The sequence below is a fragment of the Geminicoccus harenae genome (genome assembly GCF_019800005.1).
Lineage (GTDB): Bacteria > Pseudomonadota > Alphaproteobacteria > Geminicoccales > Geminicoccaceae > Geminicoccus > Geminicoccus harenae.
This window is the reverse complement of record NZ_JABGCL010000002.1, coordinates 241,594-257,681: the sequence shown is the minus strand read 5'-3', so window position 1 is coordinate 257,681 and position 16,088 is coordinate 241,594. Positions and strand designations below refer to the sequence as shown.

The 16,088-nt window shown below is 69.9% G+C and carries 14 protein-coding genes; 7 read left to right on the top strand and 7 right to left on the bottom strand.

Annotation, left to right across the window (positions count from 1 at the left end; all coding sequences use genetic code 11):
* Positions 1 to 2 precede the first annotated feature (2 nt).
* Positions 3 to 878, bottom strand: a complete 876-nt coding sequence (locus tag HLA95_RS02575; RefSeq protein ID WP_191060785.1) for a TIGR01459 family HAD-type hydrolase — start codon at positions 876 to 878, stop codon at positions 3 to 5.
* A gap of 37 nt (positions 879 to 915) precedes the next feature.
* Between HLA95_RS02575 and HLA95_RS02570 the strand changes: the two genes are divergently transcribed.
* The 3 genes from HLA95_RS02570 to HLA95_RS02560 all read left to right on the top strand — a co-directional run bounded on the left by HLA95_RS02570 (position 916) and on the right by HLA95_RS02560 (position 6,521).
* On the top strand, positions 916 to 1,680 hold the full coding sequence (locus HLA95_RS02570) for an SDR family NAD(P)-dependent oxidoreductase (RefSeq protein WP_191060786.1): 765 nt from the start codon (positions 916 to 918) through the stop codon (positions 1,678 to 1,680).
* 187 nt (positions 1,681 to 1,867) lie between these two features.
* Positions 1,868 to 5,332 (top strand): indolepyruvate ferredoxin oxidoreductase family protein, encoded by a 3,465-nt coding sequence (locus HLA95_RS02565; protein ID WP_222182284.1) that lies wholly within the window; start codon positions 1,868 to 1,870, stop codon positions 5,330 to 5,332.
* Positions 5,333 to 5,372: 40 nt separating this feature from the next.
* The gene (locus HLA95_RS02560) at positions 5,373 to 6,521 is read left to right on the top strand and encodes a trans-sulfuration enzyme family protein (RefSeq protein ID WP_191061774.1); all 1,149 of its coding nucleotides are present in this window, start codon (positions 5,373 to 5,375) and stop codon (positions 6,519 to 6,521) included.
* A 26-nt stretch (positions 6,522 to 6,547) separates the two neighbouring features.
* Here HLA95_RS02560 and HLA95_RS02555 read toward each other — a convergent pair whose 3' ends face one another.
* From HLA95_RS02555 to HLA95_RS02545, 3 genes are read right to left on the bottom strand one after another with little or no spacing between them, the layout of a single operon-like run.
* Positions 6,548 to 7,207: a hypothetical protein gene (locus HLA95_RS02555; RefSeq protein WP_191061775.1), complete on the bottom strand. Its 660-nt coding sequence runs from the start codon at positions 7,205 to 7,207 to the stop codon at positions 6,548 to 6,550.
* Positions 7,204 to 7,830: a uracil-DNA glycosylase family protein gene (locus tag HLA95_RS02550; RefSeq protein ID WP_222182282.1), complete on the bottom strand. Its 627-nt coding sequence runs from the start codon at positions 7,828 to 7,830 to the stop codon at positions 7,204 to 7,206. The genes HLA95_RS02555 and HLA95_RS02550 overlap by 4 nt, the downstream gene beginning before the upstream one ends.
* Complete coding sequence (locus tag HLA95_RS02545; RefSeq protein WP_223861536.1) at positions 7,797 to 8,963, bottom strand: pyridoxal phosphate-dependent aminotransferase; 1,167 nt, start codon at positions 8,961 to 8,963, stop codon at positions 7,797 to 7,799. The genes HLA95_RS02550 and HLA95_RS02545 overlap by 34 nt, the downstream gene beginning before the upstream one ends.
* A 369-nt stretch (positions 8,964 to 9,332) precedes the next feature.
* On the opposite strand from HLA95_RS02545, the gene HLA95_RS02540 reads away from it, so the two are divergent.
* The gene (locus tag HLA95_RS02540) at positions 9,333 to 9,542 is read left to right on the top strand and encodes a twin-arginine translocase TatA/TatE family subunit (protein WP_191059986.1); all 210 of its coding nucleotides are present in this window, start codon (positions 9,333 to 9,335) and stop codon (positions 9,540 to 9,542) included.
* 191 nt (positions 9,543 to 9,733) lie between these two features.
* A complete protein-coding gene (locus HLA95_RS02535; RefSeq protein WP_222182278.1) occupies positions 9,734 to 10,096 on the top strand; it encodes a PRC-barrel domain-containing protein in 363 nt (120 codons plus the stop codon).
* A gap of 78 nt (positions 10,097 to 10,174) precedes the next feature.
* On the opposite strand, the gene HLA95_RS02530 is transcribed toward HLA95_RS02535, so the two are convergent.
* Together HLA95_RS02530 and HLA95_RS02525 are read right to left on the bottom strand one after the other, a co-directional pair.
* Positions 10,175 to 10,660, bottom strand: coding sequence for a PaaI family thioesterase (locus tag HLA95_RS02530; RefSeq protein WP_191059988.1), 486 nt, complete (start codon positions 10,658 to 10,660; stop codon positions 10,175 to 10,177).
* Complete coding sequence (locus HLA95_RS02525; RefSeq protein ID WP_191059989.1) at positions 10,660 to 11,874, bottom strand: acyl-CoA dehydrogenase; 1,215 nt, start codon at positions 11,872 to 11,874, stop codon at positions 10,660 to 10,662. The genes HLA95_RS02530 and HLA95_RS02525 overlap by 1 nt, the downstream gene beginning before the upstream one ends.
* Positions 11,875 to 12,039: 165 nt before the next feature.
* On the opposite strand from HLA95_RS02525, the gene HLA95_RS02520 reads away from it, so the two are divergent.
* On the top strand, positions 12,040 to 13,047 hold the full coding sequence (locus HLA95_RS02520) for an alpha/beta fold hydrolase (protein ID WP_191059990.1): 1,008 nt from the start codon (positions 12,040 to 12,042) through the stop codon (positions 13,045 to 13,047).
* Between the two features lie 60 nt (positions 13,048 to 13,107).
* On the opposite strand, the gene HLA95_RS02515 is transcribed toward HLA95_RS02520, so the two are convergent.
* A complete protein-coding gene (locus tag HLA95_RS02515) occupies positions 13,108 to 13,989 on the bottom strand; it encodes a DUF6683 family protein (protein ID WP_222182276.1) in 882 nt (293 codons plus the stop codon).
* A 97-nt stretch (positions 13,990 to 14,086) separates the two neighbouring features.
* Here HLA95_RS02515 and HLA95_RS02510 point away from each other — a divergent pair, with 97 nt between their 5' ends.
* The gene (locus HLA95_RS02510; RefSeq protein WP_222182274.1) at positions 14,087 to 16,072 is read left to right on the top strand and encodes an adenylate/guanylate cyclase domain-containing protein; all 1,986 of its coding nucleotides are present in this window, start codon (positions 14,087 to 14,089) and stop codon (positions 16,070 to 16,072) included.
* Positions 16,073 to 16,088: the final 16 nt, after the last annotated feature.

Genomic DNA, 16,088 nt, shown 5'->3' with positions numbered 1-16,088 from the left:
CCCTACCAGGTCGTGCGATGGATCGCGTAGCGCGGCATGGTCTCGTAGCGCTCCGCCAGCTCGCGCACCCGGAGCGCCAGCCGGTCGGCCGGCAGGTCCTCGGGAAAATGCTCGGCATGGATGCCCTGCATGACGAAGCAGCTGTCCATGCCCATGCCGACCGCACCCGCGATGTCGTGCTCCAGGCTGTCGCCCACGCACAGGATCCGCTCCGGGCTGATCCCCTCCAGCACGGTCAGGCAGGCCTCGTAGATCGGCCGGTTCGGCTTGCCGAAATAATAGACCCGGCCGCCCAGCTCCTCGTAGCGCGCCGCGATCGTCCCAGGCGCGATCAGGAGCCCGTCGGCGCTCACCGCGATCCGGTCCGGGTTGGAGCAGATCATCGGCAGGCTCAGTGCCGCCGCCTCCCGGAGGGTCGGCTCGTAGTCCTCCAGCGTCATGGGCGGGCTGTCGACCCCCGACAGATAGACGAAGTCGGCCTGGCCCGGGTCGCTGGTGAGATGGAGGCCCAGCCCCTCGACCACCTCCAGGTCGTTGTCGCGCGTGATCAGCAGCGCCTTCTTGCCGAGCTCGGCCAGACGCGGGTCCTTGCGGTCGTGCAGCCCCAGCCAGGCGGCCTCGCCCGAGGTGATCAGCCCGTGATAGCTTTCCGGCGGGAAGCCCATTTCCAGCAGGCGGTCCCGGTTCATCCGGGCGCGCCGGCCGCTATTGGTCAGAAGGCAGATGCGCTTGCCGGCAGCACGCATGGCTTCCAGCGCCTCGACCACGCCCGGGTAGGGAGCCCTGCCGTTGTGCAGCACGCCCCACTGGTCCAGAATGAAGCCATCGTACTGCTCGGCGATGCTGCCGAGCCCCTCAAGGATGCGGGGCTCGCTCATGGTTCCGGGCTCCAGTGACACGTTTCGGGGATGACAGGTGACAGGCGGTTACGACGGCTTCGGACTGGGCGGCAAGCGCGTTCTGGTGACGGGTGGCTCGATCGGCATCGGCGCCGCGGCGGCCAAGGCGTTCGCCGAGGCCGGGGCGAAGGTCGCGATCCACTACAACAAGAACCGGGAAAAGGCCGAGGCGCTCGCTGCCGAGCTGGGCGGTGCCCCGGTGTTCGGCGGCGACTTCTCCAGGACCGACGCGGTCAAGTCGGTGATCGAGGACGCCATCGGCAAGCTGGGCGGCCTGGACGTGCTGGTGAACAATGCCGGCCACATGGTCGCGCGCTTCCCGCTCGAGGAGAGCGATGACGAGGCCTATGACCGCGTCATGGACCTGAACGCCCGCTCGGTGATGACCGCGACCCGGGTGGCCCTGCCGGCCCTGGTGCAGAGCAAGGGCAACATCGTCAACACCAGCTCGATCGCCGCGCGCAACGGCGGTGCCGCCGGTGCCGCGCTCTATGCCAGCGCCAAGGGCTTCGTCTCGACCTACACCAAGTCGATCGCCACCGAACTGGCCCCGCAGGGTATCCGGGTGAATGCGGTCTCGCCCGGCGTGATCCACACCTATTTCCACGACATCTACTCCACGCCCGAGCGGCTGGAGCAGGTCCGCCAGCGCATCCCGATGCAGCGGCTGGGGGTGAGCGAGGACTGTGCCGGCGCCTTCCTGTTCCTCGCCTCGGAGAAGCTCGCCGGCTACATCACCGGCCAGGTGATCGAGGTGAACGGCGGCCAGCTGATGCCGTGACCCCATGGGGTTGCGGTGCCGGTGGATGTCGGTGCCGCAACCCGGGTGACAGGACGCGGTAGGATGCCCATCTAAGAGGGTGGAGCCGGTGCGCTTTGTCGTGCGCCCGGCGATCCGGGGCTTCCCGGGCGGTCCGCCCCGGCTCCTGCCGGCGCGGTGCCGGGAGCGGAGCAGGGAGAATTCGAGGATGACGGACCTGCAGACGGTCAGCCTCGATGACAAATATCTGAAGCCCAAGGGCCGGGTGTTCCTGACCGGGATCCAGGCCCTGGTCCGCCTGCCGCTGGAGCAGCGCCGCCGCGACCTGGCGGCCGGGCTGAACACAGCCGGCTACATCTCGGGCTATCGCGGCTCGCCGCTCGGCCAGTACGACCAGCAGCTCACCCGGGCCAAAAAGCTCCTGGACGAGCACCATGTCGTGTTCCAGCCGGGCGTGAACGAGGACCTGGCCGCCACCGCCTGCTCGGGCACCCAGCAGGCCGCGCTGGACGGCGAGAACAAGTATGATGGCGTGTTCGCCATCTGGTACGCCAAGGGCCCTGGCGTGGACCGCTCCGGCGACGCGCTGCGCCACGCCAACCTGTTCGGCACCGCCGCCCATGGCGGCTATCTCTGCCTGCTCGGCGACGATCATACCTGCGAGAGCTCGACCACGGCGCACCAGTCCGAGCCGGCGATGATCGACGCGATGATCCCGGTGCTGAACCCGGCGGGCGTGCAGGAGATCCTGGACTACGGCCTCATCGGCATCGCCATGTCGCGCTATTCCGGCGCGCTCGTGGCCCTGAAATGCGTGCACGACACGGTGGAAAGCACCGTGTCCGCCGAGATCGACCCGGCCCGCCTGCCGATCGCGCTGCCCGACGACTTCCCGCTGCCCGAGGGCGGGCTGAACATCCGCTGGCCGGATACGCCGCTCGCCATGGAGGAGCGCCTCCACCGCTTCAAGCTGGAGGCGGCCAAGGCGTTCGCCCGCGCCAACCGGCTGGACCGGACCGTCATGGGCGGCGAGGATGCCTGGCTGGGTGTCGCCACCACCGGCAAGGCCTGGCTGGATACGGTCCAGGCCCTGGACGATCTCGGCATCGACGAGGCCCGCGCCCGCCAGCTTGGCCTGCGCGTCTACAAGGTCGGCATGAGCTGGCCGCTCGAGCCGCGCGGCCTGGAGGAGGCGGCGCGCGGCCTGTCCCGCCTGATCGTGGTCGAGGAAAAGCGCCCCCTGGTCGAGGACCAGGTCCGCAGCCTGCTGTACGGCCAGCCGAACGCGCCGGTGATCGAGGGCAAGCACGACCGGATGGGCCGGACCCTGTTCCCGTCCTGGGGTGCGATCAACTCCAACCAGGTAGCGCTCGCGATCGGCCGCGCTCTGCTGGAGCGGACCCATGATCCCGAACTGGCCGAGCGGGTCGCCGAGGTGGAGGCCCGGGTCGCCGTGACCACGGACGACCCGGCCATGCTGCGGCTGCCCTATTTCTGCCCGGGCTGCCCGCACAACACCTCCACGAAGGTGCCGGAAGGCAGCAAGGCCCGCGCCGGGATCGGCTGCCATTACATGGCCCAGTGGATGGACCGCGACACCGCCCGCTACACCCAGATGGGCGGGGAAGGGGCGTCCTGGCTGGGCGAGGCGCCGTTCTCCACAAGGTCGCACGTCTTCCAGAACATCGGCGACGGCACCTTCTACCATTCCGGCTCGCTGGCGATCCGCGCCGCCATGGCCGCCAAGGCCAACGTCACCTTCAAGATCCTGTACAACGACGCGGTCGCGATGACTGGCGGCCAGAAGATGGAGACCGCCAATCTCGACGTCGCCGAGGTGACGCGGCTGCTCCATGCCGAGGGCGTGCAGGAGATCCACGTCGTCACCGATGAGCCGCACAAATACCCGATCGGCTACGACCTGGCCGACGGGGTGAAGATCCATCATCGCGACGAGCTGGACGCGCTGCAGCGCCGCCTGCGCACCGTGCCGGGCGTCACCGCGATGGTCTATGACCAGACCTGTGCCGCCGAGAAGCGTCGCCGCCGCAAGCGCGGCGAGTTCCCCAACCCCGACAAGCGTGTCGTGATCAACGAGCTGGTCTGCGAGGGCTGCGGCGACTGCGGCGTGCAGTCCAACTGCGTGGCGGTCCAGCCGGTCGAGACCGAACTCGGCCGCAAGCGGAAGATCGACCAGTCCGCCTGCAACAAGGACTTCTCCTGCCTGAAGGGCTTCTGCCCGTCCTTCGTGACGATCGAGGGCGCCGTCCTGAAGAAGGGCCAGCGGCGCGACCTCACGGCCACCGCCGCCGACCTGCCCATGCCGGCGCTCCCGGCGATCGAGGGCACCTACGGGATCATCGTCACCGGCATCGGCGGCACCGGCGTGGTCACGATCGCCGCATTGCTCGGCATGGCGGCGCATCTGGAGAACAAGGGCATCGCCGCGATCGACATGATTGGCCTCGCCCAGAAGGGCGGTGCCGTCCTGTCGCACCTGAAGATCGCGAAGAGCGCGGACGAGATCGGCTCGCCGCGGGTCGCCGCCGGCGGGGCAAAGGTCCTGATCGGCTGTGATCAGGTGGTGGCCGCCAGCAAGCCGGCCCTCGCCACGGTGCGCGCCGGGGTCACCCGGGCGGTCGTGAACCTGGAGGAGACGTTTACCGGCGACTTCACCCGCAACGCCGATTTCTCCTTCCCGGCCGAGCGCCTGCGCCGTGCCATCACCCGGGCCACGGGCGAGGGCCTGGCCGAGTTCGTCGACGGCAGCCGGATCGCCACCGGCCTGATCGGCGACAGCATCGCCACCAACCTGTTCATGGTCGGCTATGCCTGGCAGCGCGGCCTGATCCCGCTGGGCCTGGACGCCTTGATGCGCGCCATCGAGCTGAACGGCGTCGCGGTGGCGATGAACCAGTCCGCCTTCACGCTCGGCCGCCGTGCCGCCCACGACCACGCGGCCGTCGTGGCCGAGCTGGCCCCGCCGCCCGTGCCCACCGCCCCACCGGCCGACCTGGACGAGCTGATCGCCCGGCGCATGGCGTTCCTGACCGACTACCAGGACCGCCGCTATGCCGAGCGCTACGAGCGGCTGGTCAAGCGCGTCCGCCTGGTCGAGCGGACCAAGCTCGGCACCGAGGCGTTGGCCCGCACCGTCGCCGAGAATCTTTTCAAATTGATGGCGTTCAAGGACGAGTACGAGGTGGCGCGCCTGTGGAGCCACCCCTCCTTCCAGGCCCAGCTCGCCCACGAGTTCCAGTCGACCGGCAAGCTGACCTTCCACCTGGCCCCGCCCATGCTCGCCAGCCGCGACCATGCGACCGGCCATCTGCGCAAGTCGACCTTCGGCCCCTGGATGCGCCACGCCTTCCGCCTGCTCCGCCACGGCAAGGCGCTGCGCTTCACCCCCTTCGATCCGTTCGGCCGCACGGAGGAGCGCCGCACCGAGCGCGCCCTGATCGGCCAGTACGAGACCCTGGTCGAGGAGCTGCTGGCCGGCCTCACGCCTGCCAACCGCACACTGGCCGAGGAGCTGGCGGCGATCCCGTCCCGGATCCGCGGCTTCGGCCACGTCAAGGAACGCAACCTCCAGGCCGCCAAGGCGCGCGAGGCCGAGCTGCTGGCCCGCTTCCGCGCCAGGCCGGAGCAGCCGGTGCTGGTCGCGGCGGAATAGCCAGGGCCGGCGATCCGCACGGCGCACTGGAAAGAGGAGCATGATGGAGCTCAGGCCCGAAACCCTGCTGGCCCAGGCCGCCGGCTTCGAGGACCCGGCCACGGGCGGCCTCATCCCGCCGCTGCAGCCGAGCACGACCTTCCTGCGCGACCCGGACAACGCGTACCGCCGCGGCTTCGACTATGCCCGGGACCGCAACCCCACCTACCAGCCGGCCGAGGCGGTGCTGGCAGGGCTGGAAGGCGGGGCCGAAGCGCTGCTGTTCTCGTCCGGCATGGCGGCGGCGACCGCAGTGTTCCAGGCGCTCCGGCCGGGCGACCATGTGGTGGTCCCCGAAGTGATGTACTGGGGCCTGCGCAAGTGGCTGCTCGAGACCGCCACAGCCTGGGGGCTGGAGGTGGCGCTGGTCGACACGACCGAGCCCGAGGCGGTGCACGCCGCCCTGCGCCCGGGCCGCACGCGCCTTCTCTGGCTGGAGACGCCGGCCAACCCGACCTGGGCGGTGAGCGACATCGCCGCCCTTTCCGAGCTTGCCCACGCGGCAGGCGCCCTGGTCGCGGTCGACAACACCGTGCCGACGCCGCTGCTCACCCGGCCGCTGGATCTCGGCGCCGACCTCGTCATGCACTCGGCGACCAAGTACCTGAACGGCCACAGCGACGTGGTGGCGGGCGCGCTGGTCACCCGGCGCACCGATGGGGAGATCTGGCCCCGCATCCGCACGATCCGCCACGACGGGGGCGCCATCCTCGGGCCCTTCGAGGCCTGGCTCCTCACGCGCGGCCTGCGCACGCTCCACCTGCGCCTGCGCGCCGCCTGCGGCAACGCCATGCACCTCGCAGCCCGCCTCCAGGAGCACCCCAGGGTCGAGCGCGTCCTCTACCCCGGCCTGCCCACCCACAAGGGCCACACCCTGGCCGCGCGCCAGATGCAGGGCGGCTTTGGCGGGATGCTCTCCATCCTGGTCCAAGGCGGGGAGCAGGCGGCGGTCGCGACCGCCGCCAATGTCCGCTTGTGGAAACGCGCGACCTCGCTCGGCGGGGTGGAAAGCCTCCTGGAGCACCGCGCCTCGATCGAGGGCCCGAGCTCGCCGGCACCCGCCAACCTGCTGCGGCTTTCGGTGGGGGCGGAGGACGTGGGCGACCTGATCGCCGACCTGGAAAGCGCCCTGGCGGCGGCCGAAGCCTAGGCAGGCAAGGCGCCGAACACCGCCGCCTAGCTTCCGCCCACCCGGAACGCCCGCATGTGGAACGCCGCGTGCGGCCGGTCATAGGCGTGCGCGCGTCCCACCGGGCAGGCACGCCTGGCCAGGCAGCCGCCCATCATGCAGTCCTGGCCGGACAGCGTGCCCAGATGCGCCCGGCAGGCGGCAACCTGGTAGCCATTCGGCCGGAATGCGCCGACCGGGCAGGTCGTCAGGCACGGCCGCCCGGTGCAGCTCCGGCAGGGACTGCCGACCACCTCGAACCGCGGCAGCGCCACCGGACGGTCGAGCAGCAGGGCCGCCCGCAGCGCCGCCCACAGCCCATAGCGCTCGTGGATCAGCAGCCCTAGCGGCGAGGCGCTGAACCGGCCGTCTGCCCGGATCGCCCAGCGCTGGAACGGATGGAAGGGCGGCCCGTCGAACGGGAACAGGCAGGCCGCCCCCAGCGGTGCGGCGACCTCCGCCACGACCCGCCGGGTCCAGCGGTCCAAAGGATGCGGCCCGTCGCGCTCGGGCGCTGCCTGGAGATGCGGATGGACGGCGCTGCCGACATTGCCGACCAGCAGCACCGTGGCCGGGTCGCCCGGCACCTCATCGCCCGGCTCCGGCACGAAGCCGCCCAGCAGGCTGAGGCCATGCGCCGCCAGCCCGGCTTCCAGTCCTGCAATCACGCCGCCACCGGCGCCAGCAGACCGCTCACCCGGGCGCGCAGGTCCGCCAGGGTCTCGGCCTCGAACCAGGGGTTGCGCTGGAACCAGGCGATGTTGCGCGGGCTCGGGTGGGGCAGGGGGAAGAACGGGGCGGGTGCGGTCCGCCAGCCGCGCACGTTCTCGGTGAGCGGCAGGCTCGCACCGAGATAGTGCCGCTGCGCATATGCGCCGACCAGCAGCACCAGCCGCAAATCCGGCATGTGGCGCAGCAGCGCCCCGTGCCAGGCAAGCGCGCATTCCGGCCGCGGCGGCAGGTCGCCGGAGCGGCCCTTGCCCGGATAGCAGAAGCCCATCGGCATGATCGCGATGGCCGGGTCGTCGTAGAACTGTTCCCGCCCGACCCCGAGCCAGGCCCGCAGCCGCTCGCCGGACTGGTCGTTCCAGGGGATGCCGGTGGCATGAACGCGCGTGCTCGGCGCCTGGCCCACGATCAGCAGCCGGGCACCGGGCTTGGGCCGCACCACCGGCCTTGGGCCCAGCGGCAGCAGCCCGGCGCAGCGCCGGCAGCCACGGATCTCGGCCAGCAACGCGTCCAGGCTCGGCGCCTCGCTCAGCCCTGCAGGTAGCGGTCGATCCGGTCGCATGCTTCCTCGATCGCCTCTACCGACGCTGCATAGGAGAAGCGCAGATAGCCCTCGCCATGGATGCCGAAGCTGGTCCCGGAGATCAGGGCCACGCCGGCCTGGTTCAGGATCTCGTCCTGCAAGGTGCGCGAGCTCTTGCCCGTACCGGTGATGTTGGGGAACGCATAGAACGCGCCGCCCGGGTTCACGCAGGAAAAGCCCGGCAGCCGGTTCAGCCGGTCCACGATCACGCCGCGCCGCTTGGCGAACGCCGCCATCATCATGTCGACCGAATCCTGCGGGCCTTCCAGCGCCGCGATGCCGGCATACTGCGCCGAGGCGTTGACGCAGGAATGGACGTTGATGGCAAAGCGGGTCGCGAGATCGATCAGGGACTTGGGCCAAACTCCCCAGCCCATCCGCCAGCCGGTCATCGCATAGGTCTTGGACCAGCCGTCCAGCAGGATCAGCCGGTCCTGGATCTCCGGGTAGCCGGTGAGCGAGGCGTGGGGCACGCCGTCATAGACCATCCGCGCATAGATCTCGTCCGACAGGATCGCCACCTCGGGATGCGCGCGCAGCCCGTCCACCAGCCGGTCCAGCTCCTCCTGGGGCACCACACCGCCCGTGGGGTTGGCGGGGCTGTTGACGATGATGAGGCGGGTATTGGGCGTGATCCGGCTCAGCACGTCCTCGGCCGAGAAGGAAAAGCCCTTTTCCTCCAGCAGCGGGATCGGCACGGCCTTCGCACCGGTGAACTCGATCACCGAGCGATAGATCGGGAAGCCCGGGTCCGGGTACATGATCTCGGCCCCCGGCTCGCCGAACATCTGGATGGCGAAGAACATCGTCACCTTGCCGCCCGGCACCACCAGGATCCGGTCCGGGTCGACCTCCACGCCGCGGCGCTGGTACATGTCGGCGGCCACCGCCTCGCGCAGCTTCAGGATGCCGTTGGCAGGGGTGTAGCCGTGATGGCCGTCTTTGAGCGCCTTGACCGCCGCGTCCACGATGTGCGGCGGGGTCGGGAAGTCCGGCTGGCCGATGCCCAGATTGATGATCGAGCGGCCTTCCGCCTGCAGCCGCACGGCCCTGGCCAGCACCTCGAAGGCGCTCTCCGTGCCGAGCCGGTTCATGCACGCCGCGATCCGCATTCCTCGCCCCCATCCTTGCCGAAGGCCGCGGATCATGGCGGGACCGGGGGGCTTGGGCAAGCGCAGGCGCGCGCAGTGCGCCGGACAAAAAAAGAACCGGGTGGAACCGCGAACGGTTTGGACCACCCGGTCGATACAGAGCCCTCAGCGCCGTCTATGTGTCACGGACACCCAGGGCTTGGATGTGAGAAAACGCACAAAATTGTGCGAATTCACGACAAGGACCACAGAAATCTTCGACACGGGCAGGGAGCCTGCCATGTTCTTGGACGTTATCCTGCCGCTTTGACCTGAGCTCCGGCCCATCGCCGCTTGGCATCCCGACCGCACGTCGCTACGTTCCGGGTACGTCGCACTGGGAGAGTTTCGATGGGTTCCTTCAGCGCATGGCACTGGATTGTCGTGCTGGTGATCGTGTTGATCGTGTTCGGCGCCGGCCGGCTGCCGAAGGTGATGGGTGACCTCGCCTCGGGCATCAAGACCTTCAAGAAGGGCATGCAGGACGATCCGGCCGTGACCAAGGCCGACGACGTTCCCGCTCCCGCCCACGAGAACACGGCCGACAAGCGGCCGGTCTGAACCAAAAGCGTGCGACGAACCGGCGGGGCCCGAACCCCGCCGACCTCATCGAGTGCCTGACCTGACGACCGCAACGGCGACGGCTGCTGCGGTCGTTTGCGTATGGGCCGGGCGAAAAGCCCTGCATCTCATGGCACCACTGCCCGATCCTGGCGTTGCTTGAGCCGGAAAGATCGAAACGGGAGTGACTCATGATGCGGCAATGGATCCTCGCTGGCGCCATCCTCGGCGTGGCCGGCATCGCCCATGCGCAGACCGCCACGCTGGTCGAGGCGGATGACGCGGTCAGGGTCGAGGCGTTCGGCCTGACGGTCGACGAGGTGGAAGATCTCGACCTCGTGGGCCCGAACGGCGAGAGCATCGGCGAGATCGACGATGTCCTGATGACGCCGGAAGGCCAGGTCACCGCGGTATCGGCCGAGGTGGGCGGCTTTCTCGGCATCAACGAGAAGGATGTCGTGATCGAGATCGATCAGCTCACCCGGGGCGAGAACGGCCTGGTCACCAACCTCACGAAGGAGCAGCTGGAGGCCCTGCCGGACTGGGACGACTGATCCCGCGGCCAGCGGCGATCCCCGGGACCCGGCCGAAGGCCTGGGCTCGCCGGGGATACGGCCGGTTGGCCCCTCCTGCTACCTGGCCTCCGCCTCCAGGATCGTCCAGGTCCCGGTGGCCTGCGCCAGCAGCTTGCCGTCCTTCGAAACGATCCGCCCCTCCGCCAGCACCAGCCGGCGGCCGCGGTTGAGCACCGTGCCGGTGGCCAGCACCGGGCCGGTCTCCGGGAAGATCGGCCGCAGGAACCGGGTGGACAGTTCGACCGTGGCGGTGCCCTGGCCGGGCGCCAGCGTGGTCACCACCGCGCAGCCCAGCGCCGTGTCCAGCACGGTCGCCGCCCAGCCGCCATGCACCGTGCCATGGAGGTTGAGGAAGCCCTCGTTCGGCACCGCGCGGATCACCGCCTTGCCCTGCTCCGCCTCGACCACCCGGCAGTCCATGGTGGTCGCCATGGACGAGACATGGTCGCCGTCGATCATCCCCTGGATGACTTCCAGCCCGCTGCGCGTGGAGCCGCTGGCCGCGACCCCGTCGGTCAGCGTGATCGGCCGCTTCTCGCTCATCAGGAGAAGGCCTGGATGCCGGTCTGGGCGCGGCCCAGGATCAAGGCGTGGATGTCGTGGGTACCCTCATAGGTGTTGACCGCCTCCAGGTTCATCACGTGGCGGATCACATGGTACTCGTCGGCGATGCCGTTGCCGCCATGCATGTCCCGGGACACCCGGGCGATGTCGAGCGCCTTGCCGCAATTGTTGCGCTTCATCAGCGAGATCAGCTCCGGCGACGCCTTGCCCTGGTCCATCAGCCGGCCGGTGCGCAGGCAGGCGGACAGGCCCAGCGTGATCTCGGTCTGCATGTCGGCCAGCTTCTTCTGGATGAGCTGGTTGGCGGCCAGCGGCCGGCCGAACTGCTGGCGATCCAGCGTGTACTGCCGGGCCTGGTGCCAGCAGAACTCCGCCGCCCCCATCGAGCCCCAGCTGATCCCGTAGCGCGCCCGGTTCAGGCAGCCGAACGGGCCTCTCAGCCCCTTCACCCCCGCCAGCAGGTTGCCGTCCGGCACGAACGCCTCGTCCAGCATGATCATGCCGGTGGTGGAGGCGCGGAGCGAGAACTTGCCGTCGATCTTGGGCGTCTCGAAGCCCTTCGTATCCCGCTCGACCACGAAGCCGCGGATCTCGCCCTCGTCGTCCTTGGCCCAGACCACCGCCAGATCGGCGATCGGCGAGTTGGTGATCCAGTTCTTCGAGCCGGACAGCAGCCAGCCGCCGTCGACCTTCTTCGCCCGGGTGCGCATCCCGCCGGGATCGGAGCCGAAGTCCGGCTCGGTCAGGCCGAAGCAGCCGACCAGCTCACCCTTGGCGAGACCCGGCAGCCAGCGCCGGCGCTGCGCCTCGTCGCCATAGGCATGGATCGGGTACATCACCAGCGAGGACTGCACGCTCATCGCCGAGCGGTAGCCGGAATCGACCCGCTCCACCTCGCGCGCGACCAGCCCATAGGCGACATAGGATGCACCCGCCCCGCCATATTCCTCGGGGATGGTGGCACCCAGCAGGCCGAGCCCGCCCATCTCGGTCATGATCTCGCGGTGGAACACCTCGTGCCGGTTCGCCTCCAGCACCCGCGGCATCAGCGCGCCCTGGCAATATTCCCGCGCCGCGTCGCGGATCATCCGCTCCTCGTCCGAAAGCTCCTCCTCCAGCAGGAGCGGGTCCTGCCAGTCGAATCGCCCGAGCCTCGCCGATGCCGCTCCAGTCGCGGCCGACGCCAGTGCCATCGCCATCTCCAAGCCTTTTGCTGCGCTGCAATCTAGCGCAGGCGGAACGATCGGTCACGGTGGACCCACCCGTCGCGGCGCCGGGTGCTTTGCCTGCCGCGAGACAGAGCCTACCACTGGCGGCCATGCCGGCGGCAACGCCACGGCAGATCGGGGAGGAACGAGATGAGCGACGTCGATACCTTCGAGGTGCCCAACTTCATGCTGCAGAAGGGCGGCGTGCTGCCGACCGCCAAGCTGGCCTATGCCACGCGCGGCAAGCTGAACGCCGCGCGCGACAATGCGGTGCTGGTGCCGAGCTGGTACACCGGGACCCACGCCGACAGCGAGACCTTCATGCTGGGCGCCGACCGGGCGCTGGACCCGAACAAGTATTTCATCATCCTGACCAACCTGCTCGGCAACAGCCTGTCGTCCTCGCCCAGCAACAGCCCGGCACCGGTCGACCGCGGCCGCTTCCCCAAGGTGACCATCCACGACAATGTCCGCCTGCAGCACCAGCTCGTCACCGAGCGGCTGGGCATCGAGCGGCTGCGGCTGGTCACCGGCTTCTCCATGGGCGCCTGCCAGACCTTCCAGTGGGCGGCACAGTATCCGGACATGGTGCAGGCGGCCTGCCCGATCGCCGGCTCGGCCCGGACCGGCAACTACAACAAGGTGTTCCTCCTGGCCCTGCGGCGCACGCTGGAGCTGGACCCGGCCTTCCAGGACGGCTTCTACGACCGCCCGCCGGTCCGCGGCATCCAGGCCTTCGCCACCATCTATGCCGGCTGGGGCACCTCGGAGCCGTTCTTCCGCGAGGAAGCCTTCCGGCCGCTGGGCTCCCGCAGCACGGTCGAGCACGTCGCCGATTTCTGGGAGCCGTTCTTCGCCCGCTGCGACGCCAACAACCTGCTTTCCCAGCTCTGGACCTGGGAGCAGGGCGACATCAGCGCGAACCCGGCCCATGGCGGTGACCTCGAGGCGGCGCTCGGCGCCATCAAGGCCCGCACGATCATCGTGCCGATCGACAACGACCGCTATTTCCCGCCGGTCGACAGCCAGGCCGAGGCCCGGCACATCCCGAACGCCGAGGTGCGGGTGGTGGCCTCGCCCTGGGGCCACATGGCGCTCATGAACCCGGGCGACCGCGCCGCCATCGACGCCCCGCTCCGCGAGCTGCTGGCCGGCTGAGCACAGCGGAGGCGGCCGGCTGCATCCCGATCCGGGAACCGGCCGCCCCCGCGCCATGGCTCACTCGATGAAGAAGCCGTCGTCGGTCACCGACAGCGCGGTGAGGTCCGGGCCCTGCGGCGCATAGGTGGCCTGCACGCCGCGGCGGAAATTCGCCAGCGTCTCCTCATCGCCGCTGCGCACGAGCTGCTCGTAGCCCTGCAAGGACAGGGAGGCGCTGAGCGCGAAAATCTCGCTGATCTCCTGCTTCTGCGCGTCGCTGAGCCGCATCAGGTCCGGCTCCTCCGCCAGCAGGGCGCGCATCTGCCGCCGCACACCGGCGATCTGACCCGGGGTGAGCTCGCGCCCATGGGCGATCTTCCACAAGGACAGGTAATAGGCAGCCGACACATCGGCCAGATGGTCAGCCTCGTAGCCATAGCGATCCAGCAGCTCGCTGAAATAGTCCTGCAACGCGCCCGACCGGAATTCTTCCTCGACCTGCGCGCGCAGCTGCGGATGGTCCTTGCTCAGCTCGTCGACGAAGCGCCGGATGACCAAGTCCGAGACCCCCGGCACGGCCTCGAACGTCAGCGAACCTTCGGGAATGGCGTGCGCGGGATCGGGTTCGGCCCGCTCGATGGTGGCGCGCTGCTCGCTCCCGGTGTCGGGCGACTTCTCACCGGCACCGCTTGCCGCCCGCGCACTGTTCAGCACCGCCTGGCCCAGGGCCATCCGGCCAAAGCCCATGCCGAGATCGAGGGTGGCGGTCGGCGAATACTGCGCCCAGGCGGAGCCCGGCAGCAGCAGGATGCCGGACGCGAGCAGAATCACCTTCTTCCGGTTGCTCATGGTCGCCTCCAGTGCCGGGATCGACATGCGCAGCCCGGTTCCCTCCGGCGCGCGAGCCCCGCCTAGCACGAGCCATGCAGGGATGGGCAGGGCGGCGGCCGGACGCGCCATCGCGTCACAATCATAGGAATACAACCTCTGGCGCGTTCGCCGCAGGGGGCAGGAGGTATATGATACCCGGCCCGACGTGGCTGGGAGGTCTTGGGCGATGGACAAGCCCGCGAGAAGGACGACCGCGCCCGGCACCGCGGGCAGGCGCCGGCTCGCCGCGATCCTGGCGGCCGACGTGGTCGGCTATGTCGGGCTGATGGAGCAGGACGAGGAACGCACCCTGGCCCGGCTCAAGGCGTTCCGGCAGGGCTGCGTCGAGCCGATGATCACCCGCTACCGCGGGCGCATCGTCAAGCTGATGGGCGACGGCGCCCTGGTCGAGTTCACCAGCGTGGTCGATGCGGTGCGCTGCGCGGTGGCGATCCAGCAGGTCTGCGGCGGCAAGGAGGCGAAGAACCCCTCGTCCAGCCGCATCCAGCTAAGGATCGGCATCAATCTCGGCGACGTGATCCGCGAGGCCGATGGCGACCTCTACGGGGACGGGGTCAATGTCGCCGCCCGGCTGGAGCATCTGGCCGAGCCGGGCGGCGTGATCATTTCCGGCACGGCCTACGACCATCTCCAGGGCAAGCTCGACCTGCCGCTGGAGTTCATCGGCGAGCAGCGGGTCCGCAACATGGAGCGGCCGGTACGGATCTACCGGGTCCGGTTCGGCGGGACGGCCACCCGGCTCCGGTTCAGGCTCCGCCGGCCCGGGCGGCCCGCCCTGGCACTGCTGCTCCTGCTGGGCCTGGGTGCCGGGGCGTGGTGGCACGGCCTGGACGGGCCCGGCCGCGACGCCGTGCTGCCCGACCGCCCGGCGATCGCGGTCCTGCCGTTCGACGATTTCAGCGGCGGCGAGCGGCAGGAGCGCCTGGCCGGGGCGTTCACCGAGGACCTGATCACCGAACTCGCCCGCACCCGCAGCCTGCTGGTGATCGCCCGCAACTCGGTGGAGGCGATCAAGCGCAACGCCACCGATGTCCGCGAGGTCGGCCGGGTGCTGGGCGTCCACTATGTGCTGGAAGGCAGCCTGCAGGTCGAGCCCACCCGCGTCCGGATCAACGCGCAACTGATCGATGCCGCCAGCGGCACCCATCTCTGGTCCGAACGCTACGACCGGCCAGCCGGCGATCTGTTCCGGATCCGCGACGAGGTCCTGACCCGGCTGGTCGGGACGCTCACCGGCTATGACGGTGCCATCTGGACCGAGTGGCGCGACCGCGCCCAGCGCCGCACCCCCGGCAGCCTCACCGCCTGGGACTATTATCTTCTGGCCGGCGAGCCCTACCGCCGGCACGACCGGGATGGGATCCTCCAGGCCCAGCGGCTCCTGGAACAGGCGCTGGCACTCGATCCAGGCTTCGCTCGCGCCTGGGCGTTCCTGGCCGGCATCTACGAGCAGGATGCGCTCAACGGCTGGTCCGGCGACCGCGACCGCGCCTGGGCGAAGTCCGACCAGGCGGCCCAGCGGGCCGCCGAGCTCGATCCGGCCGATGCCGAGGTCCAGCTCACCCTCGGCAACGCCCATTTCCGCAAGGGCGAGGCGGAGCTGGGCTGGCAGGCCTGGCAGCGCGCCCTGGAACTCGCCCCCAACAATGCGCTGGTCAACCGCTGGGTCGGCGGCAGCATCGCCCAGGCGCTGGGGGCGGAGCGCGCCGCCGAGGGCGTGCGGCTGGTCGAGCGCGCGCTGCACGAGCTCGACCCGCTCCACCCGCCCTTCCATTACCTGGCCTATGCCATGCCGCTCTATTTCGCCGGCCGCCATGCCGACGCCGTGGCGGCGCTGGAGAAGCTGCCCAACCCCTGGCTGGAGGTGCAGGTCATGCTGGCGCTGAGCTGCGCCCAGGCGGGCCTCACGGAACGGGCCCGCCATCATGCCCGGGAGGTGCTGCGCCTGGATCCCGGCTTCAGCGCCGAGGCCTGGGTCGACAACGACCTCTACCAGCTGGGCGGCAGTGCCGCCGACCTGTTCATCGCCGGCGCCCGCAAGGCCGGCCTGCCGCTCTGCGCCAAGCCGGGCGCGGCCGAGAGCTTCGACCCGCGCAACCGCCTGCCGGAATGCGACGCCGAGCGGGCCCGGCTCGCCGCCTCGCGGAACTGACGGGGCCGGCCAAGCG

What these genes read in the sequence shown, in the direction of transcription:
- HLA95_RS02575 (WP_191060785.1), bottom strand. Translation starts at nt 878, where the DNA reads ATGAGCGAGCCCCGCATCCTTGAGGGGCTCGGCAGCATCGCCGAGCAG.
- HLA95_RS02565 (WP_222182284.1), top strand. Translation starts at nt 1,868, where the DNA reads ATGACGGACCTGCAGACGGTCAGCCTCGATGACAAATATCTGAAGCCC.
- HLA95_RS02560 (WP_191061774.1), top strand. Translation starts at nt 5,373, where the DNA reads ATGATGGAGCTCAGGCCCGAAACCCTGCTGGCCCAGGCCGCCGGCTTC.
- HLA95_RS02550 (WP_222182282.1), bottom strand. Translation starts at nt 7,830, where the DNA reads ATGCGACCGGATCGACCGCTACCTGCAGGGCTGAGCGAGGCGCCGAGC.
- HLA95_RS02545 (WP_223861536.1), bottom strand. Translation starts at nt 8,963, where the DNA reads ATGCGGATCGCGGCGTGCATGAACCGGCTCGGCACGGAGAGCGCCTTC.
- HLA95_RS02540 (WP_191059986.1), top strand. Translation starts at nt 9,333, where the DNA reads ATGGGTTCCTTCAGCGCATGGCACTGGATTGTCGTGCTGGTGATCGTG.
- HLA95_RS02535 (WP_222182278.1), top strand. Translation starts at nt 9,734, where the DNA reads ATGATGCGGCAATGGATCCTCGCTGGCGCCATCCTCGGCGTGGCCGGC.
- HLA95_RS02530 (WP_191059988.1), bottom strand. Translation starts at nt 10,660, where the DNA reads ATGAGCGAGAAGCGGCCGATCACGCTGACCGACGGGGTCGCGGCCAGC.
- HLA95_RS02525 (WP_191059989.1), bottom strand. Translation starts at nt 11,874, where the DNA reads ATGGCACTGGCGTCGGCCGCGACTGGAGCGGCATCGGCGAGGCTCGGG.
- HLA95_RS02520 (WP_191059990.1), top strand. Translation starts at nt 12,040, where the DNA reads ATGAGCGACGTCGATACCTTCGAGGTGCCCAACTTCATGCTGCAGAAG.
- HLA95_RS02515 (WP_222182276.1), bottom strand. Translation starts at nt 13,989, where the DNA reads ATGGCGCGTCCGGCCGCCGCCCTGCCCATCCCTGCATGGCTCGTGCTA.
- HLA95_RS02510 (WP_222182274.1), top strand. Translation starts at nt 14,087, where the DNA reads ATGGACAAGCCCGCGAGAAGGACGACCGCGCCCGGCACCGCGGGCAGG.